Annotated in this window: 21 protein-coding genes; 10 read left to right on the forward strand and 11 right to left on the reverse strand. The window is 47.6% G+C overall.

The window, feature by feature from the left end:
* Window positions 1-464: 464 nt before the first annotated feature.
* Genes M2137_RS10560 through M2137_RS10575 form a run of 4 tightly spaced genes read left to right on the forward strand, consistent with a single transcriptional unit; the run spans window position 465 to window position 4,537 of the window.
* On the forward strand, window positions 465-1,337 hold the full coding sequence (locus tag M2137_RS10560; RefSeq protein ID WP_280766406.1) for an electron transfer flavoprotein subunit beta/FixA family protein: 873 nt from the start codon (window positions 465-467) through the stop codon (window positions 1,335-1,337).
* A 4-nt stretch (window positions 1,338-1,341) separates the two neighbouring features.
* The gene (locus M2137_RS10565; RefSeq protein ID WP_280766407.1) at window positions 1,342-2,361 is read left to right on the forward strand and encodes an electron transfer flavoprotein subunit alpha/FixB family protein; all 1,020 of its coding nucleotides are present in this window, start codon (window positions 1,342-1,344) and stop codon (window positions 2,359-2,361) included.
* Window positions 2,362-2,405: 44 nt separating this feature from the next.
* On the forward strand, window positions 2,406-2,789 hold the full coding sequence (locus M2137_RS10570) for a four helix bundle protein (RefSeq protein ID WP_280766408.1): 384 nt from the start codon (window positions 2,406-2,408) through the stop codon (window positions 2,787-2,789).
* A gap of 38 nt (window positions 2,790-2,827) precedes the next feature.
* Window positions 2,828-4,537 (forward strand): acyl-CoA dehydrogenase family protein, encoded by a 1,710-nt coding sequence (locus M2137_RS10575; RefSeq protein WP_280766409.1) that lies wholly within the window; start codon window positions 2,828-2,830, stop codon window positions 4,535-4,537.
* 42 nt (window positions 4,538-4,579) lie between these two features.
* On the opposite strand, the gene M2137_RS10580 is transcribed toward M2137_RS10575, so the two are convergent.
* Window positions 4,580-5,875, reverse strand: coding sequence for an MATE family efflux transporter (locus tag M2137_RS10580; RefSeq protein WP_280766410.1), 1,296 nt, complete (start codon window positions 5,873-5,875; stop codon window positions 4,580-4,582).
* Window positions 5,876-6,151: 276 nt separating this feature from the next.
* Between M2137_RS10580 and M2137_RS10585 the strand changes: the two genes are divergently transcribed.
* Together M2137_RS10585 and M2137_RS10590 are read left to right on the forward strand one after the other, a co-directional pair.
* Complete coding sequence (locus M2137_RS10585) at window positions 6,152-7,429, forward strand: DNA recombination protein RmuC (protein ID WP_280766411.1); 1,278 nt, start codon at window positions 6,152-6,154, stop codon at window positions 7,427-7,429.
* Window positions 7,430-7,462: 33 nt separating this feature from the next.
* Window positions 7,463-8,722, forward strand: coding sequence for a porin (locus M2137_RS10590; protein WP_280766412.1), 1,260 nt, complete (start codon window positions 7,463-7,465; stop codon window positions 8,720-8,722).
* Window positions 8,723-8,918: 196 nt separating this feature from the next.
* Here M2137_RS10590 and dinB read toward each other — a convergent pair whose 3' ends face one another.
* Genes dinB through M2137_RS10605 form a run of 3 tightly spaced genes read right to left on the reverse strand, consistent with a single transcriptional unit; the run spans window position 8,919 to window position 12,729 of the window.
* Window positions 8,919-9,989 carry a DNA polymerase IV gene (gene dinB / locus M2137_RS10595; RefSeq protein WP_280766413.1) on the reverse strand — a complete coding sequence of 357 codons (1,071 nt, stop codon included), beginning with the start codon at window positions 9,987-9,989 and terminating at the stop codon, window positions 8,919-8,921.
* A 9-nt stretch (window positions 9,990-9,998) separates the two neighbouring features.
* Window positions 9,999-11,357, reverse strand: coding sequence for a C1 family peptidase (locus M2137_RS10600; RefSeq protein ID WP_280766474.1), 1,359 nt, complete (start codon window positions 11,355-11,357; stop codon window positions 9,999-10,001).
* A gap of 52 nt (window positions 11,358-11,409) precedes the next feature.
* Window positions 11,410-12,729: a SpoIID/LytB domain-containing protein gene (locus M2137_RS10605; protein ID WP_280766414.1), complete on the reverse strand. Its 1,320-nt coding sequence runs from the start codon at window positions 12,727-12,729 to the stop codon at window positions 11,410-11,412.
* Between the two features lie 414 nt (window positions 12,730-13,143).
* Between M2137_RS10605 and M2137_RS10610 the strand changes: the two genes are divergently transcribed.
* Complete coding sequence (locus M2137_RS10610) at window positions 13,144-13,710, forward strand: 30S ribosomal protein S16 (RefSeq protein WP_280766415.1); 567 nt, start codon at window positions 13,144-13,146, stop codon at window positions 13,708-13,710.
* Window positions 13,711-13,841: 131 nt separating this feature from the next.
* On the opposite strand, the gene M2137_RS10615 is transcribed toward M2137_RS10610, so the two are convergent.
* From M2137_RS10615 to M2137_RS10645, 7 genes are all read right to left on the reverse strand, one after another.
* On the reverse strand, window positions 13,842-15,875 hold the full coding sequence (locus tag M2137_RS10615; protein ID WP_280766416.1) for a DUF2264 domain-containing protein: 2,034 nt from the start codon (window positions 15,873-15,875) through the stop codon (window positions 13,842-13,844).
* A 78-nt stretch (window positions 15,876-15,953) separates the two neighbouring features.
* Complete coding sequence (locus M2137_RS10620; protein ID WP_280766417.1) at window positions 15,954-16,649, reverse strand: porin family protein; 696 nt, start codon at window positions 16,647-16,649, stop codon at window positions 15,954-15,956.
* Window positions 16,646-18,451: a LysM peptidoglycan-binding domain-containing protein gene (locus tag M2137_RS10625; protein ID WP_280766418.1), complete on the reverse strand. Its 1,806-nt coding sequence runs from the start codon at window positions 18,449-18,451 to the stop codon at window positions 16,646-16,648. Before M2137_RS10625 ends, M2137_RS10620 begins: the two co-directional genes overlap by 4 nt.
* Window positions 18,452-18,608: 157 nt before the next feature.
* The gene (locus M2137_RS10630) at window positions 18,609-19,058 is read right to left on the reverse strand and encodes a hypothetical protein (protein ID WP_280766419.1); all 450 of its coding nucleotides are present in this window, start codon (window positions 19,056-19,058) and stop codon (window positions 18,609-18,611) included.
* Between the two features lie 3 nt (window positions 19,059-19,061).
* Window positions 19,062-19,460 carry a helix-turn-helix transcriptional regulator gene (locus M2137_RS10635; RefSeq protein ID WP_280766420.1) on the reverse strand — a complete coding sequence of 133 codons (399 nt, stop codon included), beginning with the start codon at window positions 19,458-19,460 and terminating at the stop codon, window positions 19,062-19,064.
* Window positions 19,447-19,938 (reverse strand): hypothetical protein, encoded by a 492-nt coding sequence (locus tag M2137_RS10640; RefSeq protein WP_280766421.1) that lies wholly within the window; start codon window positions 19,936-19,938, stop codon window positions 19,447-19,449. The genes M2137_RS10635 and M2137_RS10640 overlap by 14 nt, the downstream gene beginning before the upstream one ends.
* A 171-nt stretch (window positions 19,939-20,109) precedes the next feature.
* Window positions 20,110-20,724: an HU family DNA-binding protein gene (locus M2137_RS10645; RefSeq protein ID WP_280766422.1), complete on the reverse strand. Its 615-nt coding sequence runs from the start codon at window positions 20,722-20,724 to the stop codon at window positions 20,110-20,112.
* Between the two features lie 288 nt (window positions 20,725-21,012).
* Here M2137_RS10645 and M2137_RS10650 point away from each other — a divergent pair, with 288 nt between their 5' ends.
* The 3 genes from M2137_RS10650 to uvrA are packed head-to-tail and all read left to right on the forward strand — an operon-like array spanning window position 21,013 to window position 26,210.
* Entirely contained in the window at window positions 21,013-22,374 is a 1,362-nt protein-coding gene (locus M2137_RS10650; RefSeq protein WP_280766423.1) for a gliding motility-associated C-terminal domain-containing protein, read from the forward strand.
* Between the two features lie 8 nt (window positions 22,375-22,382).
* Window positions 22,383-23,342, forward strand: a complete 960-nt coding sequence (locus tag M2137_RS10655) for a lytic transglycosylase domain-containing protein (protein ID WP_280766475.1) — start codon at window positions 22,383-22,385, stop codon at window positions 23,340-23,342.
* Between the two features lie 30 nt (window positions 23,343-23,372).
* A complete protein-coding gene (uvrA, locus tag M2137_RS10660) occupies window positions 23,373-26,210 on the forward strand; it encodes an excinuclease ABC subunit UvrA (protein WP_280766424.1) in 2,838 nt (945 codons plus the stop codon).
* The last annotated feature ends 2 nt before the right edge of the window (window positions 26,211-26,212 follow it).

Consider the following 26,212-nt stretch of genomic DNA (forward strand, 5'->3'; position numbering starts at 1 on the left):
TACAAGTTCAAGTCCGTTGACTCAGAAAATATCTGTAACTAACTATATTTCAAATGTTTCAAAGAACGATTGCGAGTTTTTAGTGGACACTAATGTTATCTAATATAAAAAAGACCCCCAACTTACGATTTGTAATTTTCGCGGGAGTTTGCGCGCAAAAAGGCGGGACTTTTTTCACAAACTCCCGGGAGAAACACTTTTTAACGTATGGATTTGTTACAAAAACGGCCATTTTGCTTACAATCCACTTTTTGAGATTTCCCGTTATCTCTATTTAACAAATAGCCGGAATAGCCTCAAATGGCGATTGTCTGCTCAAAAAAGCTAAAAGTGTGCAGAAACTGTTTAAAAGCTCTTTTGATTCTTGGAATGTTTGATTACTTTTGCACGCGAACTAAATGAAAAGAATCATCATAACCAATAGGTGAAAAACACGTGATGACAACTACTTTAAAATAATTTATATGAGTTTAAAAATTATTGTACTTGCAAAACAGGTTCCAGACACACGTAATGTGGGAAAGGATGCGATGAAGGCCGACGGTACGGTAAACCGTGCAGCTCTGCCCGCTATTTTCAATCCGGAAGACCTGAATGCATTGGAACAGGCTCTACGCTTGAAAGATGCTTACCCCGGGACAACGATCACCCTGTTAACCATGGGGCCGGGACGTGCTGCTGAAATTATCCGTGAGGGGTTATACCGCGGAGCTGACGGCGGTTATTTGTTGACAGACCGCGCCTTTGCCGGAGCAGACACCCTGGCAACCTCTTACGCGCTGTCTATGGCCATCCGTAAGATCGGCGATTACGATCTGATCATCTGCGGCCGCCAGGCTATCGATGGCGACACGGCTCAGGTAGGCCCTCAGGTGGCTGAAAAGCTGGGATTGACACAGATCACCTATGCAGAAGAGATACAGAAGGCGGAAAAGGGCATGATCACCATCAAACGTCGTTTGGAACGCGGTGTAGAGATTGTCGAAGGTAAACTGCCATTGGTAGTGACCGTAAACGGTTCGGCTCCCGATTGTCGTCCGCGTAATGCCAAATTCGTACAGCAATTCAAGCATGCGAAAACAGTGACCGAGAAACAGGAAGCCGATGCCGACTACCTGAACTTGTACGACAGTCGTCCTTACCTGAATCTGACGGAATGGGGTGTGGCCGATGTGAATGCAGACACAACGCTTTGTGGTCTATCTGGATCACCGACGAAGGTAAAGAAGATCGAGAGTGTTGTTTTCCAGGCAAAAGAAAACATGACGCTTGAACCTACTGACGAGGCGATCGACGGATTGATGAGAGAATTAATATTGAACCACACGATTGGATAATAATATGAATAATTTATTTGTATACTGTGAAATAGAAGACGGCATCGTTGCCGACGTAAGTTTGGAGTTATTGACCAAAGGACGTGGTTTGGCAACGACACTGGGCTGCCAGCTGGAAGCGGTAGCCGTAGGTCATCAATTAGACGGAATAGCCGCGCAGGTATTCCCTTACGGTGTGGATGTGTTGCATCTGTTTGATGATGCGCGTTTGGCACCCTATACTTCTCTGCCGCATACTTCCGTATTGGTTACTCTTTTCAAAGAAGAAAAGCCGCAAATAGCCCTGATGGGCGCTACCAGCATCGGTCGCGACCTCGGCCCACGCGTCTCTTCTGCCCTGGGTAGCGGATTGACTGCCGACTGCACCTCACTCGAGATCGGTGATCACGAGGAGAAGAAAGAAAACAAAGTGTATAAAGACCTGTTGTATCAGATACGTCCTGCTTTCGGTGGGAATATCGTAGCGACGATCATCAACCCGGAATGTCGCCCGCAGATGGCAACCGTGCGCGAAGGGGTGATGAAGAAAGAGATCGTCAGCGCGGACTACAAAGGCGAAGTAAAGAAACACGAAGTGGCCAAGTATGTTAGCGATACGGACTTTGTTGTGGCTGTAATCGATCGTCAGATGGAGAAAAGCAAGACAAACATCAAAGGCTCTCCGATCATTGTAGCCGGAGGATATGGTGTGGGTTCAAAAGAAAACTTCCAGTTGCTTTACGACCTGGCTGCGACTATCGGTGGCGAAGTAGGTGCTTCGCGTGCGGCTGTCGATGCCGGATACTCGGAACATGAGCGTCAGATCGGACAGACAGGGGTAACCGTTCGTCCGAAACTCTATATCGCCTGTGGTATCTCAGGCCAGATTCAACACATCGCAGGAATGCAGGAAAGCTCGATCATTATCTCTGTAAACAATGATCCGAACGCTCCGATCAACGCCATCGCCGATTATGTTATCACCGGCACAGTCGAAGAGGTGCTTCCTAAGATGATTAAGTATTATAAGAAAAACAGTAAATAAACCAGTAGTCAGAGTAGTCAAAGAAGTTAAGTAGTCAAGTAGAAATGTACACACAGTCTTTCGAACATGTTGTAGCCTGGCAGAAAGCACATGAATATGTACTTGCCATTTATCGAATAACAAGAAAATATCCAAAAGAAGAGATATTTTGCCTTGTTAATCAGATGAGACGTGCTGCAGCATCCATTACAGCAAATTTCGCTGAAGGCTATGCTCGAATTGGCCATAAAGAAAAGCTACGTTTCTACAATATATCACAAGGCTCTTTAGAAGAAACTCGGAACTTCGTTATCCTGTCAAAGGATTTAGGATATATATCAAGCGAAGAAAAAGAAACCCTAAGCAAACAAGCGGCAGAAGTTAGCCGTTTACTTAATGCTTACTGCCAGGGACTAATAAACAGCAAAGAGGATACGCAAACTACTTAACTACTTTGACTCCTTTAACTACTATAACTACTAAAAAAATGGCTAACTATTTTCAAGATACTCCTGGATATAAGCATCACCTTCATCACCCGTTGATGAAGCGGATCGTAGAGTTGAAAGAACGCAACTATACGGATAAAGATAAATTTGACTACGCGCCTTTCGATTTCGAGGATGCGATGGACAGCTACGAAAAGGTATTGGAGATTGTCGGAGAGATCTGCGACGAGATTGTTGCTCCTAACGCGGAAGGTGTCGACCACGAAGGGCCTACGGTAAATAATGGGCGCGTAACATACGCCTCCGGCACACAGCGCAACCTGGATGCCGTACGCAAAGCCGGCCTGATGGGTATGGCTATGCCTCGCCGTTATGGCGGTTTGAACTTCCCGATCGTTCCTTACATCATGGCTGCCGATATGGTTTCCCGGGCGGATGCCGGGTTCGAAAACCTCTGGGGTTTGCAGGATTGTGCCGAAACGCTTTATGAATTCGGTAACGACGACCAGCGCGAACGCTATATCCCCCGTATCTGCGGTGGCGAAACGATGTCGATGGACCTGACCGAACCGGATGCCGGTTCCGACCTCCAGTCGGTGATGCTGAAAGCTACTTATAGTGAAAAGGATCAATGCTGGTACCTGAACGGTGTGAAACGCTTTATCACCAACGGCGATGCCGATGTACATCTGGTACTGGCTCGTTCGGAAGATGGCACACGCGATGGCCGTGGCCTTTCTATGTTTATCTATGATAAACGTAATGGTGGCGTGAACGTACGTCGTATCGAGAACAAGATGGGGATCAAAGGATCGCCTACCTGCGAACTCGTCTACAAGAATGCAAAAGCAGAACTCTGCGGCGAACGCAAATTGGGGCTTATCAAATATGTAATGGCGTTGATGAACGGTGCCCGCCTGGGTATCATGGCGCAATCGGTAGGTCTTTGCGAAGCCGCTTACCGCGAAGGATATAACTATGCGATCGAACGCAAACAGTTCGGCAAAGCAATTATCGAATTCCCGGCTGTTTACGAAATGGTGGCTCTGATGCGTGCGAAAGCCGATGCTTCCCGCTCTATGTTATACGAGACTGCCCGTTTCGTGGATGTATACAAAGCATTGGAAGACATTGCCCGCGAACGCAAATTGGAACCGGAAGAACGTCAGGAACTGAAGAAATACAGCAAACTGGCGGATGCCTTCACCCCGATGGGTAAAGGCATGACTTCGGAATATGCCAACCAGAATGCCTACGATGCCATCCAGATACATGGTGGTTCCGGCTTCATGAAAGACTATGCCTGCGAACGTTTATACCGCGACGCACGTATCACCAATATATACGAAGGAACAACCCAGTTGCAGGTGGTAGCGGCTATTCGCTACGTGACCACCGGTCTTTACCTGCAGCAACTTCGCGAATACGAAGGATTGGAATACAAGCCTGAACTGGAAATGATGCGTCAGAAGCTGATCGACATGACCAACAAATACGAAGAACTGGTGAAGATGATTACGGAGATGAAAGACCAGGAGGTATTGGATTTCCATGCGCGTCGTCTGGTTGAAACAGCCGCACATTGTGTATTTGGTTATTTGTTATTGCAAGACACGCAGAAAGACGAATCGTTCCGCCGCTCGGCTGAAGTGTATATCACCTACGGACAGGCTGAAGTAAATAAGGCTTATTCGTATATTACCAACTTCGATTGCGGTAGCTTAGGCTATTTCAAGCCAAGTATGTAAAGAAGACCTGAAAGAAGAGACTCCATAAAGGCCTCAAAGAGATCAAACTCTTTGGGGCTTTTTCTTTTTCCACATAAAGGTCTGCATGATTCCCCGGAGAGAAAGATAAACAAGGAAGGCCAGCCAAAGCGCATGATTACCCAGCTGCGGAGCAAGCAGGTAATATAAAAGAAAGAAACTCACCGACGCAACCAGCATGGCATAGAGCATCAACCGCGATTCCGTCGCGCCAATCAATATGCCATCCCACAGGAAAGCAGCAAAGCCGGCAAGCGGAACAGCCAATACCCAATAGAAATAATCCATCGATGCATCGATCACCACCTTTTCATTGGTGAGCAATCCAAGGAAACCCCTGCCCCCTACTCCATACAAGAAGGTAAACAAGAGCGACAAAGAGATGCCCCAGACAAACAGCTGACGGATCATTTTCTGCAACGCAATCCGGTTCTTCGCACCGATATAAAGCCCCGTAAGCGCCTCGCCCGCGTAGGCGAAGCCATCCATAAAATAGGAGAAGAGCGTAAACAATTGCATCAATAAGGTATTCACCGCCAAGACTACATCGCCCTGCCGGGCGCCCGTCGAGGTAAAGAAGGTGGTCACAGCAATCAGGCAAAGCGTACGGAAAAAGATATCACTGTTCAGTTTAAAGAAGCGTTTCATTTCCGATCGCTGCCAGATCTGGCGCCATTGTATGCGCAAGCGCAAACGCTTATAATAGTGAAGCCACAATCCAATCGCCATAACGAAACCGCTATATTGAGCAATCAACGTACCCAGAGCCACCCCTTCGATCCCCATCTCCAGGCCAAAAACGAGCCAGAGGCTCACCAAGATATTGACCACATTCTGCGTAATGGCAATGATCATCGGGAAACGCGCGTTCTGCATACCGATAAACCAACCGGACAATCCGTACAATCCCAAGACCGCCGGGGCGCCCCACACACAGATACGGAAATAGAGTGAAGCCATCCGCTCCACCTCCTCGCTGGTGGTCAACAAAGCGAAAGCAGCCTTTTGTATCGGATATTGCAACAGAATCAGCGCAAGGGCAATCAGCATCCCAACACCCACCGCACGCAACAATACGCGAACCACCTCATCCAGGTCGCGCTTTCCCAACGCCTGCGAGGTCAATCCGCTTGTGCCCATCCGCAGAAAACCAAACATCCAGTAGATAATATTAAACAGCATCCCCCCTACGGCAATAGCGCCAATATAGGAAGCTGCCCCCAGATGGCCGACAATAGCCACATCGATCAGCCCCAGGAGCGGAACCGTAATGTTCGACACAATGGCCGGTAATGCCAGATTTAGTATTTTCTTGTTCATTTTTTGTCTGCGTTCTGTTTCAATAAAAAAAGCAAAGGTCGCCGGATTCACATCCAACGACCTTTTTAACACTAACCCTTAACTTTAACCAATGAAAAACAATAATTTTTATTTTCGTTTTGTGAAAATTCAAATCGTCTAAATTAGACTATGCAAACATAAGGATTCTTTTGAGAATATCCAAAACAGCCTGCTCCAAAAGGCTCTATTTAACTTATTTTAATAAGTCCGAAGCCACACAAAAAGCCTATCTTTACAAACAAAAATAAGTAATTCATGGATGGCATCATAATCGGACTATTGGCTATCGCTATTGTCCTTTTGGTGGTTTTAATTATCAGGTCTTTCAGATCCAACCGCACCGATATGGATCGGATATTCCGGGAAATTCAAGTTTCTTTCGACCGCATCGAAAAGAATTTCCGGGAAGATTTCAGCCTGAATCGCGAAGAGAGCCGCCTCTCCGGCAAAGAAAACCGTGAGGAACTGGCTCGTTCGTTGCATGCGTTCCAGGAAACATTCGAGAAAGGCATTGCCTCATTCAATAACCTCCAACGGGAGAAGTTCAGCTCATTAGACGAGCGCCAACGACAATTGATTGAGAACACAGAGAAACGCCTGGAAGAGATACGCGTCACGGTGGATGAGAAACTGCAGAAGACCCTGAACGAACGTATCACCCAATCCTTCCAATTGGTAACCGAACAGCTCGAAAGCGTACAGAAAGGGCTCGGCGAAATGCAGACACTGGCGCAGGATGTCGGCGGTTTAAAGCGAGTACTTAGTAATGTCAAGACCCGCGGCAACATCGGAGAGATACAGCTGAGCTTGTTGCTCGAACAGCTTCTCGCACCCGAACAATACGAAGCCAACGTGCGCACACGCAAAGGATCGGACACCGTGGTTGAATTTGCCGTGAAGCTTCCCGGTCGCGACGATGGGCAATCGTTCGTTTACCTTCCGATCGATGCGAAGTTTCCGAAAGAGGTGTACGAACAACTGCAGGACGCCTACGACCTGGGCGACGCGAAGGCCATCGAAACAGCCGGTAAACAATTGGAGACGACCATCAAGAAGATGGCCAAAGATATTTCCGAAAAATACCTGGAGCCGCCGGTCACCACCGATTTCGGCATCATGTTCCTCCCGTTTGAAGGCATCTATGCCGAAGTGATCCGCCGCTCCTCCCTTATGGAAGAGCTGCAACGCAAACATAAGATCGTCGTGACAGGCCCGACAACGCTGGCCGCCATCCTCAACAGCCTGCAAATGGGCTTCCGCACCTTAGCCATCGAACGCCATTCGGGAGAGGTATGGCGCATACTGGGTGCCGTGAAGAAAGAATTTGAAAACTTCGGCGGTATGTTGCAAAGTGCCCAAAAGAAGATCACCTCCGCCAGCGGCGACCTGGAAAAGGTATTGGGCGTACGCACCCGGGCGATCCAACGTACCCTACGCGATGTCGATACCTTGAGCGCACAGGAAGCCCGCCTGATCCTGCCGGAAATAAACACCCTCGATACGGAAGAGGAAGAAGAATTCCCCGAAACATAATTTTTCTGACAACTAACAACAAATGATTATCCTATGAAACAGATACTTACAGCCTTTCTATATTTTTGCTTCCTTGGTGGATTACAGGCACAGGAGCAATCAACCGGGGAGATCACCGCCCTGAAACAGAAAGTAGCCTCTTTGGAAAAAGAGGCGGCTCAGAAGAAAAAACTATCGGTTTCTGGTTATATCCAGGGACAATTCCAGTGGGGCGAAGAGGCCGCTTCGCTGAAAGTCGGCTCAGCCAACGAGAACAAAGACGAATCGTTTAACCGGATCGGTATTCGCCGCGGACGCGTGAAGCTGACCTATACGGAAGGCATTGCCTCCGGTGTTTTTCATATCGACGTGACAGAGAAGGGCTTTGCATTTAAGGATCTATACCTAAATCTAACAGATCCCTGGTGGCAGAGCAATCAATTGCGCGTCGGAGTGTTCGACCAACCATTTGGTTATGAAATTGGCTATTCATCGTCGCGCCGTGAATCGCCGGAACGTTCTACGGTGTTTCAACGCCTGTTCCCCGATGCACGCGACCTGGGGGTGATGCTTTCGTTGCAACCGGAGAAGACATCCCCACTCGCATTTCTGAAACTCGATGCCGGATTGTTTGCCGGCAACGGTGTCAAATTAGATACCGACAGTCGGAAAGACTTCATTGCCCACCTGTCGGCCAATCAATACATCACGATGAATCTCTCGGTCGGTCTGGGAGTTTCTCTGTATGAAGGCTCTGTTTATCAGGGGACAGAGAATGTTTACACCATGGAAGAAGAGGCTTTTGTATTGTCTGCCGCCCCATCCAACAAAGGGAAGTATGCCCGCCGCGAATATGTCGGGCTGGATGCGCAACTGGCTCTATTGACCACCCTGGGAACCACCTCCCTGCGGGCAGAATATCTCTGGGGAAAACAGCCGGGAACCGAGGCCAGTTCAAAAAGTCCCAATGCTTCCTCGCTACCTCAAACCGATACCTACATCCGTCCGTTCAGCGGATGGTACCTGATGTTCGTGCAAAAAATAGGTATTTCGCCTTTCTCTTTCGTCCTGAAATACGACGCCTATGACCCGAACACCCGGATATCGGGGGATGCTATCGGCCAACATTATACCGGGATTGCCGACCTGAAGCAAAGCACATGGGGCATTGGCGGGATTTGGGATATCACCTCCGCTTTACGCCTGCAGGCCTATCATGAGTTCAACCGCAACGAAACCTCTTCGCAATTAGCCGATTGGCGCGAGCAGGTAGCCGACGATGTGTTTACACTCCGCCTGCAATATAAGTTTTAATCGTACCACCTTTTCGAGGCCGAATTTTAAATGCAAACATTATTTTAACACGTTGATTTTCCACAAAATCGCTGGGTTTCAAAACGGTTGACAATTGTCGTTTAATCGGTTGATAATTATCGTTCAATTGATTGACAATTGTCAACCAATTAAACGACAATTGTCAATCAGTGGAAAACCCAGCGATTTTTTGTCACTATTCCTCGAAGTTTATTTCTAATTGCAACGGATCCTCCTTCTCGGGATCTTCTATATTGCTGACGGAAAGACCCATCAGGCGGATATTCTTTTCGCCTATATCGGTTTGGTTCAGGATCTCTTTGGCGCTGTCTAAGAAGAAACGGAAGTTGTTGATGCGCTGCGGGAAGGTGCGGCTGCGGGTGATAATCTCGAAATCGGCAAATTTGATCTTCAGGGTGATGGTGCGACCAAAGAACTCTTTGGCTTCGATGCGTTCCCACACACGGCGGGCAATATGATACAGCTCGATCGTCAGGCGGGTGGATTTGCCCAGATCTGTTTCGAAGGTGTTCTCGGCTCCGACCGATTTGCGTATGCGTTCGGGCGTAACCGGCCGCTCATCAATCGCTCTCGCATTTAGGTAATAAAAGCTACCGGCCTTTCCGAAATGACGGATCAGTTCGGCTTCGGAATGTCGTTTCAGGTCGGCTCCCGTATGGATGCCTAAGCGGTGCATTTTGTCCGCCGTGATACGACCTACGCCAAAGAAACGTTCGACATTGAGCTTCTCCACAAAACTCTCCGCCTCTGCCGGGGTGATGACAAACAAGCCGTCCGGCTTATTATAATCGGAAGCGATCTTCACCAGAAACTTATTGAAAGAAACACCGGCTGAGGCTGTCAGTCCGGTGGTTTCTTTGATTTTTTGTTTGATCTCTTTCGCGATAAATGTGGCGGAGGGGATAAGCGGATGATCGGTCACATCCAGGAAGGCCTCGTCTAAGGAGAGCGGTTCAACCAGATCGGTATAGGTGAGAAACACCTCCATGATCTGCTGGGAGACCTCTTGGTAGGTCTCAAAGTGAGGCTCGACAAAGATCAGGTCGGGGCATTTGCGTTTGGCTGTGACCGAAGGCAGAGCGGAACGGACACCGAAAGCGCGTGCTTCATAACTGGCGGCGGCCACTACACCACGCGCCTCCGCATGCCCTACCGCAATAGGTTTCCCCCTGAGCGAAGGGTTATCCCGTTGTTCTATGGAGGCATAAAATGCATCCATATCAATATGGATAATCTTCCGGATCACAAAAGGGATTTACATTTCATCGGCAAACATCGGATCCCAGGCAGGCAGACGTACCGGTTTCTGTTGCATCACCTCTTTTACCTTTTCGGTGATGTATTTCTTGTCGACTACCAGGCGGAACATATATTCGTCGAACCATTCATCAGTCATGATCACATGGCCATTGTTGGCGCCCGGTCCCCAACTGTTTTCCACCATCCATTTGCGGGGAACACCATTTTCGTCGAGGTCGACCGCCATCAGGGTCATCGCGTGCGACGAACCGCTGGCAAAGGTTTCGATGCGTTGTTTCTTATCCATACCGAAGGTGGTACCCATCAAAGAGCCGTAGTCGAAATAGTTTACATCCAACAGGCCTCGGTCACGGTCGAAAAACTTACCCACATCGCAGGAGAAGTACATCATGGTGCTGTCCTTGATCGATGCGATCGCCATCTGTTTGATATCTTCGATCGGCAGGTTCACGTATGTCCAGTTCTTACCGTCGTAGCGGTGGCGGTCATAATCTATTTCATACAGTTTGTAGAACTCCCGCGTCGGATCGTTCATCAGCATCACATACTTATCGGCGATATCGTCGCCAATGTATTCCTGAAAGAAAGAGAGCGGCGTATACTGTTTCGTTTCCACCGGTTCACCTTTCGCATTGCGGCGCGTCCAGGTAAATTCCGTAGGCGGTTCACCCAGGTTCAGGGCCAGCATGCGATAGATTGTTTTCAACATCCCGGTTTTCTCTTTTTCCAAAGCAGTCTCTTTGCCTCCTTTGGCGGCCTGGTCGCGCAGTTGTAATCCGAACTCTTTCAGTTTCAAACCGATCAGGTTCGACATGCGACTGGTACTTTCGCTGCTGTTGGTCTCCACCATTACCTCCTGGGGCACCGCGCCATATTTGGTCAGGATATCGAATACGCCGGTGAATTGCCCGCCGTCGCTGAGCACGTTTTTAAACAACCACTCCACCTTGCGGTCATCCATCGGAAGCGTACGCGTATCAATCACGCCTTGCAGGAAGAGGTTCGATTTCTCCAACTGATCCCAGAAGAAAGAGTAGTTCGTTGAGAAGGTGAAAGCACCCATATTGTATTGGGCAATCATCTCCGCGCGGAACACATTTAATCCGGTAAACAACCAGCAACGGCCGGATGATTTCTGGTTCGTGATGCCTTTGCTGTTCACGCGATGCGAGAAATAGGTGTCGAAATTATTTTTACTGTCGTTGTTGATAGCCAGCCGGTTGATATCATTATTGCTGATTGCATTACGAATCGCCTTGTCGGAAGGTGTCTCCACATACGACTGTTGGATCTCTTTCAGCATCTCCGGTGTGATCGCTCCTTTTGTGTTCTGGGCAGAAACGGTTGCCCCCATTGTCAAAGCCAGGAATAACAGCCCGGCATTTCTTGTTACTTTGTTCATCTTTTCAATAGCGTTTAGTAAGTCTTATTCCTTTATAATAGTGTTTTAATATCTCGACATACGTGAATCCCTGTGCGCTCATCATCGCCGCCCCGATCTGACAAAGCCCCACGCCATGCCCCCAACCGGCTCCTTTCAGACGGAATCGTCCGGGAGCACCATCGGTCACCTCCAGGCGGTCGACCACAAAGGCAGAGCTATACAAATGGCTTTCGGACAATACACGGCGGATCTCTAATTCTTTTCCGATAACGACAGAACGGTCGCTCCCAACAATTTTCAATTCTTCTATCCGTCCCGACGCCCCTCGCTTCAGCGGGATCAGGTCGAGTATGGCACCCAATTGGAAGTCATTGCCCTTTTCAGCCAATAAACGGCTTATTTCTTCTTGTGTATAGGTTACCTCCCAACGGTAAAAGTCGGAGGTTTCCTGGTCGTAATCATTGAGCACCTCCCGCAGAATCTTTTTGTCTGTCGTATGACAAAAAGCCTCCGGACTGCTTTCGATCCACTGCCGGGCCGCCTCTTCGAGGCGAAGATCAGGTATTTTTTCTTCCGGAATTGTGTCACGCACAGCCGCCAGATAGGGATAGGCAACCGGCTCCCAACAGGTTTCAAACACTTCGGTCACCCCGCCACAGCATTTAGAGAAGCGAGCATCGCAGAGTAGTCCGTTGTGGGCAAGTACCTCGCCACGCGTCTCCCGTACGGCCGTTTCCGCCAAAGGGGTCGAGGCGCGGGTGATTCCCTGGTAACGTTGACAATGATCGTCGGCACAAACGTCGAACAATAGATGATCCTCCCGGTCATACCAGCGAATGAAACGATCCTGATCCTGAAGCGTATTTTGATAAGGCGCTGCGGATTCCTGCAGGGCGGCGTTCTTTTGCAGTTGCGCCAACAGCCAGCTGCGCGAGATAACGGCATGGGCCTTCAATAATTCTTTGGAGCTGGTCGCACTCATCTCCGAAGAGATCACGCAGACAAGGTATTCTTCTATGTTGATCTCATTGATCACGACGATCCCCTCATCGGTGGCAACCAGATCTAATCCGCCCCGGAACCGCTGGTTTTCCCTACGTTCCCAATGGAAATCTTTGCCAATAACCACGTCATTCAGTTCAAAAAAGGCCTCCGGCGAAGCCGGTTCGAAGTAAATATCCGTGTGTTTCCTGCCCTGGTAAAATATGCGGTTATCGATAAACAACACCCGCTGTTCTCCGGTCAGGAATTCACCCGTCACTGTGTTGATATAAGAAGAATGGAAAGAAAAGGAGATCTCTTTTCCGATGAGTAATCCCACATTGATACTTGGCGCTTTCATTACTTCGTTTTTTTATGGTTTTCAACTTCGCCTTACATTCGCTCCAACTATCAAAATGTCAGGATATTCAGCCCGTCCCTCACTTAAAATAGCATAGCGAATGACAAACTTACGCAAAAACTTCGAAAAAAACAAGATAAATGTCAGTACGATTTAAACACGGAGACACGAAAAAGACAGAATACGGAGGGCATAGAGAAGCGATATAGTGCTTCCCCTCTGTGAGCTCTGTCTTTCAACTACATTCTCCGCGTTCTTTGTGTTTAATTAGAATTTAGGATAAGCGTAAGGGGAAGAAAAATAGGCTCATTCCTTTATTTTCAGATAAAAAACTAAAAGTAAAGAGATTATCTAATAACTTTTTTCTTATCTTTGCACCCGCTAATACAAACAGCGTAAATTAATTATTCAAACATGGCAACAAAATTAAGATTGCAAAGACGCGGTCGTAAAAACTATGCTTTTTACCAGATCGTTGTCGCAGACAGCAGGGCTCCACGTGATGGAAAGTTTATTGAAAGGGTAGGTTCTTATAATCCGAACACTAATCCTGCTACAATAGATTTGAATTTCGAAAGAGCTTTGTATTGGTTACAAGTAGGGGCACAACCTACTGACACAGTTCGTAATATTCTTTCTAACGAAGGTGTATTGCTGAAAAAACATCTTTTGGAAGGAGTGAAAAAAGGTGCGTTCGACGAAGCGGCTGCAGAACAGAAGTTCCAGGCTTGGTTACGCGACAAACAATCTGCTACTCAGGCTATCAAAGACAAAGAGCGCGAAGCTGCGAAAGCAGATGCAAAAGCTCGTTTGCAAGCTGAGCAGGAGGTAAACAAAGCAAAAGCAGAAGAAGTAGCTAAGAAGAAAGCCGAATTAGCGGCTGCAGCTGCTGAAGCGGAGGCTGAAGCAACCGAAGAAGAGGCTCCGGCTGAAGCAGAGGTTGTAGCAGAAGAAGCTCCTGCTGCAGAAGGCGCAGAGTAATTCTCCGGCTTTCCTTCAAAAGAAAAGATAAAAGGGATGGTATCGCACGATACCATCCCTTTTTGTTTTGAACAGGGAAACAACGTTCGCTTCCGAAAGGGAGCAATTCGCTGATTTAGAGATTTCCCGGTTCAGAACACAACTCGTTTCGTTGTCCCATCACGAAAGACAATATCCACCTGTTTCTTGTCGGAAGAGACAGTCACCTGCTTCACCGGATTCAATTCTTTGGTTGAGAATTTCTTATCACCTTTCTTCCATAATTGCAGCGTCACGTAGATAGCCTCCTGTTCGATCCGATCGGTAGCCATCAGGGTGGCGCAGCGGTCGCTCACCGGATGCAGTCCTTCGGGATAAACAGCTACGGTCTCCTGCCATCCCGACAGGGGGACCAATGCCAGCTGATAGGCACCATTCGCAATGATATGCGCATCGTGTTCCTTCACCTTTTGATTCTTCTCCGTAATTGTCTCTCCCAATTCGGGCAGGGAGTAATGCCCCAAACGAATATCGGTTGCCACAGGAGTCGTCACCTTATCCACACGCAACACACCATCCGGAAGCGGGATATCCGCCAGCTGGAAACGTATTTCCCTGTTCGTTTCCAATACAGCATCCCGACGGTATATGCCGTCTTCAAAGCTCTTGAATGTATACAGACGAAGCACTTCCCATGCCCCTTTGCCGTTTCGGATAGCATAATTCATCGATACCTCACCGTCTTTGCCATCGGCCATCCAGGGAAATTCCGTGTTGTAGGCCAGTTTATTATAATTTTCGCTGCTGCGGAATTTCTGCCAGTCGCGCGCCACCGTTTCATGACACCAGGAGCGCATCTCCGCGCCACCCGAGTTAGGATAGTTGGTAATCATCAGGTTGGTAGCCGGTTGGAACTTATTATACACCTCGCCCGATTTCAGTTCGTCTTCCCAAGCGCCGTTGTTTTCCTTCGCAGTCCAGAAAATATTATCCTCCGGCAGAAGAAGTGCCAGAAACACCTTGCCACACCAGTACACACTTCCGCGACAGCTATAGATCTGGGTTGCCGGCTCAAATGCCTTATAAAAGCCCAGGGTCGGCACATGATCCTCCATCATATCCGGGTTTTGCAGGAATTGCAATAGGGTACTCGAAGCAATGCGGCGCATCCAACCATAGTTGATCGTGACAGGATCGTCGAAATAACCCAACAGAGCAAGGGGAACTACCGAGGCAAAGCGGTAGGGAATGCTGCGCCCCCACATATTCATCTGCCCATCGCAGTTGAACATATAGGGATAGTTATCAACAATATCCCTCAGGTTCGACATAAATCGCCGGGCGTATTCGGGATAATACTTCTTGCCATACAGTTTCGACCATACCGGACCATACATCTGAAAAGCCCACATACTATAATAATCGTACGCCGGCGCATCGTTATACCATCCTTCGCCCCGATAAAAAGCCAATGCCTTATCCAAGTTTTCGATCAATCGCTCTTCGTTCACCTCATAGCCCTGGTCTTTGAAGAAGCTTAGGACAAAGATGTTGAAAAAGCGCCAGTTGGAATCGACCGTTGGTCCATCGCCATAGCTGATCATCGTAGCGGCAAGCGCGTCTTTCTGCTCACGGGTCAACGGCTCCCATAATATATCGGGGATCACCGAGAGCGAAATAGCCAACGCACCGAACTCAACCAGTATCTGGCTCGGACCTCCGTTGGGTGCCCGATGACGGATAAAGCTCGGACTATCCGGATCGATCAGGTTCAACAGCTGATGACGATAATAATCGGCTACCTTGACATTGTTCAAAACCAGATCGGGTCTCTCCCGCAAAAGCGGGGCAGCCACAAACAGGGTTCGGCAGAGTCCTTCCAATTTCTCGGTCGCCACCTGCCCTTCGTTTTGCGGATAGGTCTTGTCGTGTTGCTTGGGAAATTTCATCGGATCATCCAAGTTATGGATATAGCCAAACGCCCCTTCCAAGAGATATTCCGCCGCATCGACCCAGTGCCGACGCGTCATGCCTGTCTCTGGACTAAGGGTATAGTCCGGCTGTTGTAACTGAAACGTGTTTTCAACGTTTGGAGATTGAAGCGCAGCCGGTTTGTTGTTACAGGAGGTAACACAAACAGCGAGAGCAAAGCCCGTGAGGGCTGCCATAAATGATTTAGAGTTCATAAAAATAAGTTATTAGAGTAATATGTCACTCCCAACGGAGCATATAAAAAGAAAAATAACAGTCTTCAGCCTATTTCGCTATTTTTTCTTGAAATTGAACAGATAGCTCATCTTCACAGAGATGGTTTGCATATTGGATTTACTGAAATAATCGGCTTTCGAGTTGCCGTACATATTCCATAACCCGAAATAATAACGCCCTTCCAACAGGAAAGAACCGATAGGCGTGCGAAACTCGACACCGGGACCGGCGCATATTCCCCAATCAAATTTGTTTTCAAGAGGCATATCATGCTGAGCATTTGCCCCGCCATTGGGTTTTTGTCCTTTCAGCCTGCGACAGGTGGTTTCGCTGATAGCATAACCAAATTTAGGTCCCAGATTAAGTATAAACCGAACATTTTTACCGCCGAAATAGATATGTGTCAGGAGGGGCAATTCAACGTAGTTGATCGTACGCGCGTAATGATAGCGAAGCGAACTCTCCGAATCCGGATTAATCAGAGGCAATTCCTCCTGCCAACCCTGTTGGGCATAATTGACTTCAATGATCAGTCCGAGGTTTTTCTCCGTGATCCACCGCATCGTAAGCCCGCCATGCAGACCCAGAAGCATCGTCTGGTCGACCCGCGGAACAAAACCAACATTGGAAAGGCTGGCTCCTCCGCCCACACCCAGGGAAAACTCCCGACGGAAAGGCTCCTGAGCCTCAACAGTTAAAGCAAGGAGTAATCCTATTATGCTTATCAACAGATATCTGTATTTCTTCATCATCGTATGTTGTTGCGAACAACTGTGTAGTCGTCGCGGTATTGCACAATAAAGACATTGGTATTGATAAATCCTCCCCAGTTGTTTACCCGCTCGAAATTGAATCCGGTCTGCAGGCTCTTATGATCGAATTTATCCAGATTGGTCTCGAAGTTGGCTCCGTATTGACGCAAGGCATCAAAGAAGAACATCGCCGTATCAAAGCCCAATATACCATATTTGGGAAAAGAATTTATTAAGTTTTTGCTAAACTTATTCTTATAATTGGAATAGAACGATTGCACATCCTGCGACAGATTGTCGGCATAAAAGAAGCTATATATATAGGTATTCAAGGCATATAAGTCATCCAACGCATGCTGCGTATAGGTTTGCCATTCCGGATAACCAAACAGGTTGATGCTATAAGGAGGATGATCGTTATAGGGTATTTCCGACAACATACGCAAATGGGAACGAACATTGTTCAGCGCCTCCAACGAAGAAGAGGTCGGCAATACAATATTCCGGCGTTCGGAATCGAGTAGAGACTGAATATCATCCACAAAAGTCTCCCGTGTGAAGCTCAACTCTTTGTGCGGAATATTACGTTGCTCCATCTCACCTTTAAAGGCCTGTATGAATTCCGTTTTCTCGTCTTTGTCGCCTATTTTCAAAATAATAATATTGTCATTGGTAAACAGGTCGCACCCTGCTTTCGCCGCATTGGCATACAGATAGGAATGAGGTGTGTTTACCTGGTAGGCATAGGCATTAGAAAGCACATCGTCGTTGCGTGAGGTAAAAGGAATAACATATTTGATTTGCTTTTCCTGTGCAAACTCCGAAATACGGTGTATCTGATCATTCTGCACGGCACCGATAATAAGATTCGCCTCCTGCAAGGCCGGTTCATTCAGAATCTGATTAACCTTCACCAAGCCGTCGCCCGTATCATACACAGATAATTCCAGCGAACAACCTCTGTTCTTCAAGCTGTCGACAGCAAGCAACAAGCCTTCATAATATTCCACAAAACGGGGAATAGCCTGCCGGTCGGTGGTTGAGAAAGGAAGCAACAGGGCTACTTTCATCAGATCAACCCGTTCCACCGGCTTTGTTTCAGTCAACAAGGCATTGACCTCGCGCTCGCTCATGGGACGACTCACCTCTTCGGTCACTATCTCCTCAGACTGCATCGGGATCTTAAGCACCATACCCTCCTTTAATCCATCTTTTAGCTGTGGGTTCAAGCGGATAAGTTCCGCCGAAGAGATATTGAATTTGCGGGAAATGCGGTAAATGGTTTGCCAGCGCTCTACCTTATATTCAAGCTCTTTCCGCACGGTTTTCACCTCCGTTGTCGGCAGTTCTTCGATACGTGTAGCCGGAATACGAATGGTTTGCCCATACTTAAGTACAGTCAATCCCGGGTTAGCCCGAACGATATCCGGCGCCTGCACTTTGTAGCGTTTGGACAAAGAATAAAGCGTCTCTTTCGGTTGGATCGTATGGTAGATATACATGTCGGAATCATCGGCCTCAACAGGATTGACTGCCACATCGCGCTGGGGAACTTTCAACACATCTCCCGCGCGGATGCCCTCTTTGCTTCCCGGGTTCAATCGGTATATATCATCCTGACTCACACCATACATCGTTGCTATGGAATAAACGGTTTGCCCACGCTCAATGGTATGATAGAATATATCATCTCCCTGCACGTTCGACGCGATAGCTTGTCCGTTATTGTTGACCTGTGCCTGTAGCCCGGATAGAGCCGTAATAAGTAGAATTATACATAAAAAAAGACTATGCCTGTTCATCTGCAGATTGGAATAATTTGCAGGCAAAGATAGTGTATGTCGGTATAAAATGCTAATCTTTCCGGGTGAAAATAGAGTGTCTCGAACAATCTATAAAGCTGTATTTTAACAAATCCAACACCAAGAAACCACCCAAAAGAATCCACTTATAACCTCCTTAATCAGCTTCTTTTATTTTTGATTGAATTTCCATAAAAGGGATTATAGCACTCCTATATGGTGTATCTTTTAGTTTTTCAAATAAAAGTCCTCGTATCGTGTCAAAATTACTTTGCATCAAATAGAGTCTTATATCTTCAATATATGGTTCCACCTTTTCCAAGTCAACAGCCTTTTCTTGAAATACTATTTTAAAAATTATTTCAAACCTGGCTTTTGCCAATAAAGAATCAATCTCCTGACCACGTATAGCCACATCAGTTCGCAAGTTTAAAAGACTATCCTTTTTCGACAATAGTAAAGAATTCTCCAAAGAGAAATTGTACCTCTTTATTTTGTTTTCATCTTCTGTATCAGACAATTTCACAATACAACTTTTTATATCAACAATCTGATAAGAATGATCTTTAAATACATCAAGCCTGTTTTCAAATGTATTATTAGTCATAATTTAGTTGTTAAAATTTAAGCGGATACTATTTGATCTGGGTTCAAATTTGTTCAAATTCTTTACTCTATACGTAGGGTTAACCGAAGTTATAATAATCGGAGGTGCAACATCCTTTTGGAGCGTATCCGATGATTTGTTTATGATATTTATACCTAAAGCATCTTCTATATCAAACAATGTCTCCGTCTCAAAATTGTGATCTCCGCTCAACCACCTCGTTATAGTGGAAGGTGTTTTATGCATAAGCCTGGCAAGATCCTTTTTGCCTAAGCCTTTTTGATCCATCCCTTCAACAATCATATTCACAATCTGAATACGCTTAGCTACTCTTTTTACATCTCTTTCGGGTATGTTTTCCACAATCTCCTTCAGAGATATTTTTTTCTTATTCGTCTGCATAATCATCAATAATCAGGTCTCCTTCAAAACCGTTATCAGTAAAACTCAAATATCCATCTCTCATCGCCTTAGTGATCATTCCGGATATTTTTATCAATAGTTTCGCATGATAGGACAAAGTCAAATCTTCCTGCCACGTGACAGTATTTTTGGAGCCTCCACCTCCTAAAACGACAGCAACCTTTCCGTAACTAATGCAAAACAAACGAAGTCTTTTCCCGGGAAGGTCAAAAAATTCCGCCACACCATCACCGGGTTTACCTTCTTTATCCTTAAACGGAATCTTATTCCATGAAACTTCTGTATTTATGGCCTTCAACTTACTCACAATATACTTGACCTCAGAAGTAAACGCTTCATAATATTCGGATACAAATTGTTCAAACACAGTATCCTCCTCCCCTTCCAGTTTTATCGTATATATTTGAGTGTATTGCCCACTGAATACATCATCTAACTTCACAATCTCAAATCTCATGAAACAAAGTTTGGTTTTAGGTATAAATCATGTCAAATTTCGCTTATAAGTGAAATACAAGGCAAATATACAGCCAAATTCGCCTACAAGCAACTATTTTAAGTTAAATATTCAAATCATCCCCTACCGAATCGTTCTTCATAAAAACCAATCCACCGTTCAATCCAAAGCCTATTCCTCTGCCAACACATACATTTTATGGGTTCCACTACCTTTTCGGACGACTAAGCCTTCCTGTTCGAAGACAGACAGATCTTTGCGACTCTGATAGCGGGAGCAGTTATTGAGCCCGGCATATTTCCTTTCACTGATGAAACCGGTTTTTTTCAGGTGATTCAATAGGCGTTGCTTACGATAAACAAAGGATGGAACTGCTTGATTCGGAGTTATTTTCATCAACTCCATATTCCGGTTGATCTGTTCCAACAGCCGCCTGTTACTTTTGAAATTGATCCGATCGACTGTCAATCGGGTAGTTTTCTTCACCTCTTCCGCTTCTTCCTCATGCTCTTCTTCCATGAGCTGGCTCCGCAAGGATAGGGAAAAAGTACCTATTCCATCCAATTCAACATTATACCCGTCGGTCAGCGACTGTCGAATAAACCGGCCGGTTGCATCCAGTACCGCTTTCACCTGGGCGGAATTAACACCTAATTCACGCAGGTTATCACACAGATCCGATAACCGAAATGTTCCTTTACTGATTATTCTTCCATGTAATTGATAAGATGTTTCTTCACCACCCGGAGCAGGTGGGTTTTCGTAGACTCCAAATTTGATTTTCATAATTAATTCTATTTCTCATAGTTAGTAATTTCCTCATCGTTAAGCTGGTGGTCGACCATGCTCGACCAGTTGGCTCACCATGCTCAGCCAATTGGCTCACCATGGTCGACCAGTTGGTCGAGCATGGTCAGCCAACAAATACCCGGTAAACATACAAAAATAAATTCAGACATTTAACAGGATCTATATACAAATACACGAAAAAATTACGTTTACATTCTACCCGCCTTTCTTTGTGAGGCATGGGATTTTAGTTATTGAAATGTGTTGATAAAAGGTTATCTTTGTATGGTTTTAAGAAGAACACTCACTTTGAAAGCGAATAAAGCGCATATGCGGATGAAAGAATATCGGAAGTGGACAACCATGGTCTGTTTTCTGTTGATTGCATGGGGTCTGTCGGCTCAATACGCGGTGCAGGGAGGCAAAGGCAGTCCGTTGATGGCAAAAAACGATACATCGAATGATATACAGGTTTGGATGGTCTATAGCATGGAGGGAGTAGAGATTAGTTATACCTCGTCGTCGGCCTCTCACCAGTGGTATCGCTACAAGACAAAAGCGCTCGAAGCAGAACCCGTCAACAGTACGCAGCAAGGCAACACCTCCGTGATTACAAACCTCGAAGAGGGATGGGGATATTATGTGGATGATCCGGGAACGATGAAGAAATATGTATGGCTGATCGATTATAGCAGGTATGAATTCACCCTGGATGCCTTGATTGTAACCGGGGGCGTCGATCCCTGCCGCAACATATCTTTGAACACAACCACCGAAGTGCCCCTGATGGCCTACACCACCCCTACCGGCGGAAGGCAGTGGCTGGATCGCTCGTTTGACATATCCTACCAGACCCTGCAATGGGACGGTGGAAGTAAGATGTTTAGCCACCGGCTGGTCGACACAACGGTGGTAAACAGTGTTCCTTTTCCGATCACGCTGAAAGCGCCCCTGGTGGATACCGATTATGTGTTGCGTGGCGATCAGTATGCCCGCCATTTCGACCGGGAGAAACAGATGCATTCGGAAGTGTACACAACAGTTGCTGTCGAAGCACATGCCGATACGACACTGATTGTCGATCCCTTCTCCACAGGCGGCAGCGGGCTATCGGCTCCGGCCACCATTCTTTTCCGCGGATATGCCAACGAACCGGTGGCTGCCGGTTATACCTGGATCATTTATCGCGCCGATGACACGAATGGGGCAGAGAATCCGCTGGTGCGCTACCGGGGAGAAGAGATGGAATATACCTTTACGCAGGCCGGCCGATATATGGTTGAATTGGAAGTAGTCGACCGGCAGGTGGCTTGCATTAATAAAGAGGTGAGCTTCGATATTCAGATATCCGATTCCTACCTGACCGTACCCAATGCCTTTTCACCGGGCACAACGCCGGGCATCAATGATATTTTCAAGGTTTCCTATCGCTCCCTGATACGGTTCAACGGATGGATCTATAACCGTTGGGGCGTGGAGCAGTTCCGCTGGTCTGATCCTTCGCAGGGATGGGACGGCAAGAAGGGTGGCAAGTATGTGCCTCCCGGTGTTTATTTTTATGTAATCGAAGCCGAAGGATCGGATGGTATCAAATATAAAAGGGCCGGCGATATCAATATCCTCCGCTCCAAAACAACGCAAGAATAAAGAAAATGATGAAAAGAATATATATACTGGGGCTTATATTGGTAACAGGGCTACTCGTTTGGTTCAGCCTTGGCAACCATGATGCCCAACAGGTGAGAGAAGACCGACCTGTTGTTTCGTCGATGACCGTTACGCCGGAGGTACCCACTTCCGTGCATTTTTGTGAGAAAGAATACGACCTGACGCGCTACGACCGGCACGAAGGGATCGACCGGGAGTTGTCGAGCTTCACCTATTTCCACTCCACTACCCTATTGCTTTTCAAACGGGCTAACCGCTATTTCCCGGTGATCGAACCGATTCTGAAGGCGCAGGGTGTGCCCGATGATTTCAAATACCTGGCAGTGATCGAAAGCAGTCTGGATCCGCGCGTGTCGTCACCTGCAAGAGCCGTTGGCATGTGGCAGTTTCTGGAAACGACCGGAAAGCAGTATGGATTGACCATTACAACGACGGTCGACGAACGATGCCATGTGGAAAAGGCAACTCTGGCCGCTTGCAAATACCTGAAAGATGCCTACGCGAAATATGGAGACTGGGCAACCGTGGCCTCTTCCTATAATGCGGGCATGGGGCGTATCACAGGTGAACTGCAGAAACAGTTCGTCGATCATTCCATGGATCTCTGGGTGGTGGAAGAGACCACCCGCTATGCCTACCGGATCATGGCCATCAAACTGATCTTTGAGAATCCCTACCGGTATGGGTTTGTACTTCGCGCGCAGGATCTCTACAAGCCGATCGAATGTGAAGAGGTTGCAGTCACAGCCGATATCCTGGACCTGGCGGACTGGGCAAAGAAGCGTGGGGTGACATACGCCGACCTGAAACGCTTTAACCCCTGGCTGCGCGACCGCAAATTGCAAACCGGAGGCCGGAAATATACGCTGCAGGTTCCGAAACAGGAAGAGATGTATTACCATACGCCCAATACCATTGTACATAACCCGAAATGGGTGGTGCGATAGCGTCTGATTGTAAAAATAGTATAAAGATTAATGGATAACAAAGAGCAAATCGAAGGCGGCCAGATCGTGGTGCTTGGCGCCCGTGTGCATAACCTGAAAAATATCGATATAGAAATCCCCCGCAACCGGCTGACGGTGATTACCGGTATGAGCGGTAGCGGCAAGTCTTCCCTGGCTTTCGACACCATCTTTGCCGAAGGACAGCGGCGCTATGTGGAGACCTTCTCCGCCTATGCCCGCAATTTCCTGGGAAACATCGAACGGCCGGATGTGGATAAGATATCCGGATTGAGTCCGGTGATCTCCATCGAACAGAAGACAACCAACCGTAATCCGCGCTCTACCGTAGGCACAACGACCGAAGTGTACGACTTTTTTCGCTTGTTGTATGCCCGCGCCGGAGAGGCCTACTCCTATCTGAGCGGCGAGAAAATGGTGAAATATACCGAAGAGCAGATCCTACAGCTTATACTCGACGAATACGAAGGCGAAAAGATTTATCTGTTGGCGCCGCTGGTGCGCAACCGCAAAGGGCATTACAAAGAGGTGTTCGAGCAGGTGCGCAAGAAGGGCTACCTGAATGTGCGGGTCGACGGCGAACTGAAAGAGGTGTATCACGGCATGAAACTCGACCGATACAAAATGCACAGTATAGAGGTCGTTATCGACAAGATGAAAGTCACCCAGTCAGACGAACGCCGCCTGAAAGAGAGTCTTCGGATCGCCATGAAGCAGGGCGACGGACTGATTATGATATTGGATGGCGAAGTAGGCGAAGTACGCCATTACAGCCGACGACTGATGGATCCGACCACCGGGCTATCCTATACGGAACCGGCGCCGCATAACTTCTCTTTCAACTCGCCGCAGGGCGCCTGCCCGCGCTGCAAAGGGCTGGGACAGGTGAATATCCTCGATATGGACAAGATCGTTCCGGACAAAAACGTCAGCATCTACAACGGTGGTATATCGGCTTTGGGCAAATACCGCAACGCGCTTATCTTTTGGCAGATCGAGGCTTTGTGTGAGAAACATGGCGTAACCATCAAGACGCCGGTGAAAGATATCCCGGAAGAGGCATTGGAGGAGATCATGAACGGAACTGATGAGCGATTGACCATCAAGAATGCGTCGCTGGGCAGTTCCAACTATTTCCTCACCTACGAAGGGGTAGCCAAATATATCATGATGCAACAGGAGAGCGAAGCCTCCGCCACGGCGCAGAAATGGGCCGGACAATTCATCAAACTATCCACCTGCCCCGAGTGCGACGGGCAACGATTGAACCAGGAGGCACGGCATTACCGCATCGCCGGCAAGAATATTGCCGAACTGGCGGAGATGGATATTTCCGAACTCTACGAATGGCTCGATGGCGTAGAGGAGAAATTAGATGATAAACAACGGGCTATTGCCGTAGAGATACTGAAAGAAATACGTTCCCGCCTAAGCTTCCTGTTGGATGTGGGCTTGGATTACCTGGCGATGAACCGTGCATCAGCCACCCTATCGGGCGGCGAAAGCCAGCGCATCCGCTTAGCCACTCAGATCGGAAGCCAACTAGTCAATGTACTTTATATATTGGATGAGCCCAGCATCGGGCTGCATCAGCGCGACAATATGCGCCTGATCCACTCCCTGAAGCAATTGCGTGACACGGGAAATACTGTGGTGGTCGTAGAGCATGATAAAGAAATGATGCTTCATTCCGACTACGTGGTGGATATGGGACCTTTTGCCGGACGCAAAGGGGGCGAGGTGGTTTTCGCGGGTACTCCCCAAGAGATGCTTCAGGCCGATACGCTCACCTCCGCCTATCTGAACGGGAAACAGGAGATTATTGTTCCCACGGAGCGACGGAAAGGGAACGGGAAGTGTATTAAAATCAAAGGGGCATCGGGCAATAACCTGCAACATGTCGACGTTTCTTTCCCTTTGGGCACGTTTATCTGTGTGACTGGCGTGTCGGGAAGTGGTAAGTCTTCCCTGATCAATCATACCCTGCAACCGATACTCAGCCAGCACTTTTACCGCTCATTAGAGGATCCTCTCCCTTATGATTCCATCGAAGGCATTGATTATGTCGATAAGATAGTCAACGTCGACCAGTCGCCTATCGGGCGTTCGCCGCGCAGCAATCCCGCCACCTATACGGGTGTGTTCTCGGATATCCGCAACCTGTTTGTCGAATTACCGGAGTCGAAGATACGGGGATATAAACCCGGCCGCTTCTCTTTCAATGTATCCGGCGGGCGTTGTGAAACATGTAAGGGCAACGGCTACAAAGCGATCGAGATGAATTTCCTGCCCGATGTATTGGTGCCTTGCGAGGATTGTCACGGCAAGCGCTATAACCGCGAGACACTGGAGGTTCGTTTCCGCGGCAAATCGATTGCCGACATTTTGGATATGACCATCAATATGGCGGTGGAGTTCTTCGAAAATCAGCCCAATATTCTGAATAAGATCAAGGTATTGCAGGATGTAGGCCTGGGATATATCAAGCTTGGACAGCCATCGACCACCCTGTCGGGCGGCGAAAGCCAGCGTGTCAAATTGGCCACCGAACTGGCGAAACGCGATACCGGCAAGACCTTGTATGTATTAGACGAGCCGACGACCGGTCTTCACTTCGAAGATATCCGCGTATTGCTTGGCGTATTGAACCGTCTGGTCGAGAAGGGAAATACCATCCTGGTGATTGAACACAACCTGGATGTAATAAAAAGCGCCGATTGGCTCATCGATATGGGACCGGAAGGCGGACGCCGCGGAGGAAAACTATTGTTTGCCGGGACGCCCGAAGAGCTGGCGGCAAGCGGTGTTGGCTTTACCTCCGGTTTTCTGAAAGACGAATTGAAAGGATAATA

It is taken from the genome of Parabacteroides sp. PFB2-10, from assembly GCF_029893085.1.
Taxonomy (GTDB): domain Bacteria; phylum Bacteroidota; class Bacteroidia; order Bacteroidales; family Tannerellaceae; genus QVMG01.

What these genes read in the sequence shown, in the direction of transcription:
- M2137_RS10560 (WP_280766406.1), top strand. Translation starts at nt 465, where the DNA reads ATGAGTTTAAAAATTATTGTACTTGCAAAACAGGTTCCAGACACACGT.
- M2137_RS10565 (WP_280766407.1), top strand. Translation starts at nt 1,342, where the DNA reads ATGAATAATTTATTTGTATACTGTGAAATAGAAGACGGCATCGTTGCC.
- M2137_RS10570 (WP_280766408.1), top strand. Translation starts at nt 2,406, where the DNA reads ATGTACACACAGTCTTTCGAACATGTTGTAGCCTGGCAGAAAGCACAT.
- M2137_RS10575 (WP_280766409.1), top strand. Translation starts at nt 2,828, where the DNA reads ATGGCTAACTATTTTCAAGATACTCCTGGATATAAGCATCACCTTCAT.
- M2137_RS10580 (WP_280766410.1), bottom strand. Translation starts at nt 5,875, where the DNA reads ATGAACAAGAAAATACTAAATCTGGCATTACCGGCCATTGTGTCGAAC.
- M2137_RS10585 (WP_280766411.1), top strand. Translation starts at nt 6,152, where the DNA reads ATGGATGGCATCATAATCGGACTATTGGCTATCGCTATTGTCCTTTTG.
- M2137_RS10590 (WP_280766412.1), top strand. Translation starts at nt 7,463, where the DNA reads ATGAAACAGATACTTACAGCCTTTCTATATTTTTGCTTCCTTGGTGGA.
- M2137_RS10600 (WP_280766474.1), bottom strand. Translation starts at nt 11,357, where the DNA reads ATGGGGGCAACCGTTTCTGCCCAGAACACAAAAGGAGCGATCACACCG.
- M2137_RS10605 (WP_280766414.1), bottom strand. Translation starts at nt 12,729, where the DNA reads ATGAAAGCGCCAAGTATCAATGTGGGATTACTCATCGGAAAAGAGATC.
- M2137_RS10610 (WP_280766415.1), top strand. Translation starts at nt 13,144, where the DNA reads ATGGCAACAAAATTAAGATTGCAAAGACGCGGTCGTAAAAACTATGCT.
- M2137_RS10615 (WP_280766416.1), bottom strand. Translation starts at nt 15,875, where the DNA reads ATGAACTCTAAATCATTTATGGCAGCCCTCACGGGCTTTGCTCTCGCT.
- M2137_RS10620 (WP_280766417.1), bottom strand. Translation starts at nt 16,649, where the DNA reads ATGATGAAGAAATACAGATATCTGTTGATAAGCATAATAGGATTACTC.
- M2137_RS10625 (WP_280766418.1), bottom strand. Translation starts at nt 18,451, where the DNA reads ATGAACAGGCATAGTCTTTTTTTATGTATAATTCTACTTATTACGGCT.
- M2137_RS10630 (WP_280766419.1), bottom strand. Translation starts at nt 19,058, where the DNA reads ATGACTAATAATACATTTGAAAACAGGCTTGATGTATTTAAAGATCAT.
- M2137_RS10635 (WP_280766420.1), bottom strand. Translation starts at nt 19,460, where the DNA reads ATGCAGACGAATAAGAAAAAAATATCTCTGAAGGAGATTGTGGAAAAC.
- M2137_RS10640 (WP_280766421.1), bottom strand. Translation starts at nt 19,938, where the DNA reads ATGAGATTTGAGATTGTGAAGTTAGATGATGTATTCAGTGGGCAATAC.
- M2137_RS10645 (WP_280766422.1), bottom strand. Translation starts at nt 20,724, where the DNA reads ATGAAAATCAAATTTGGAGTCTACGAAAACCCACCTGCTCCGGGTGGT.
- M2137_RS10650 (WP_280766423.1), top strand. Translation starts at nt 21,013, where the DNA reads ATGGTTTTAAGAAGAACACTCACTTTGAAAGCGAATAAAGCGCATATG.
- M2137_RS10655 (WP_280766475.1), top strand. Translation starts at nt 22,383, where the DNA reads ATGAAAAGAATATATATACTGGGGCTTATATTGGTAACAGGGCTACTC.
- uvrA (WP_280766424.1), top strand. Translation starts at nt 23,373, where the DNA reads ATGGATAACAAAGAGCAAATCGAAGGCGGCCAGATCGTGGTGCTTGGC.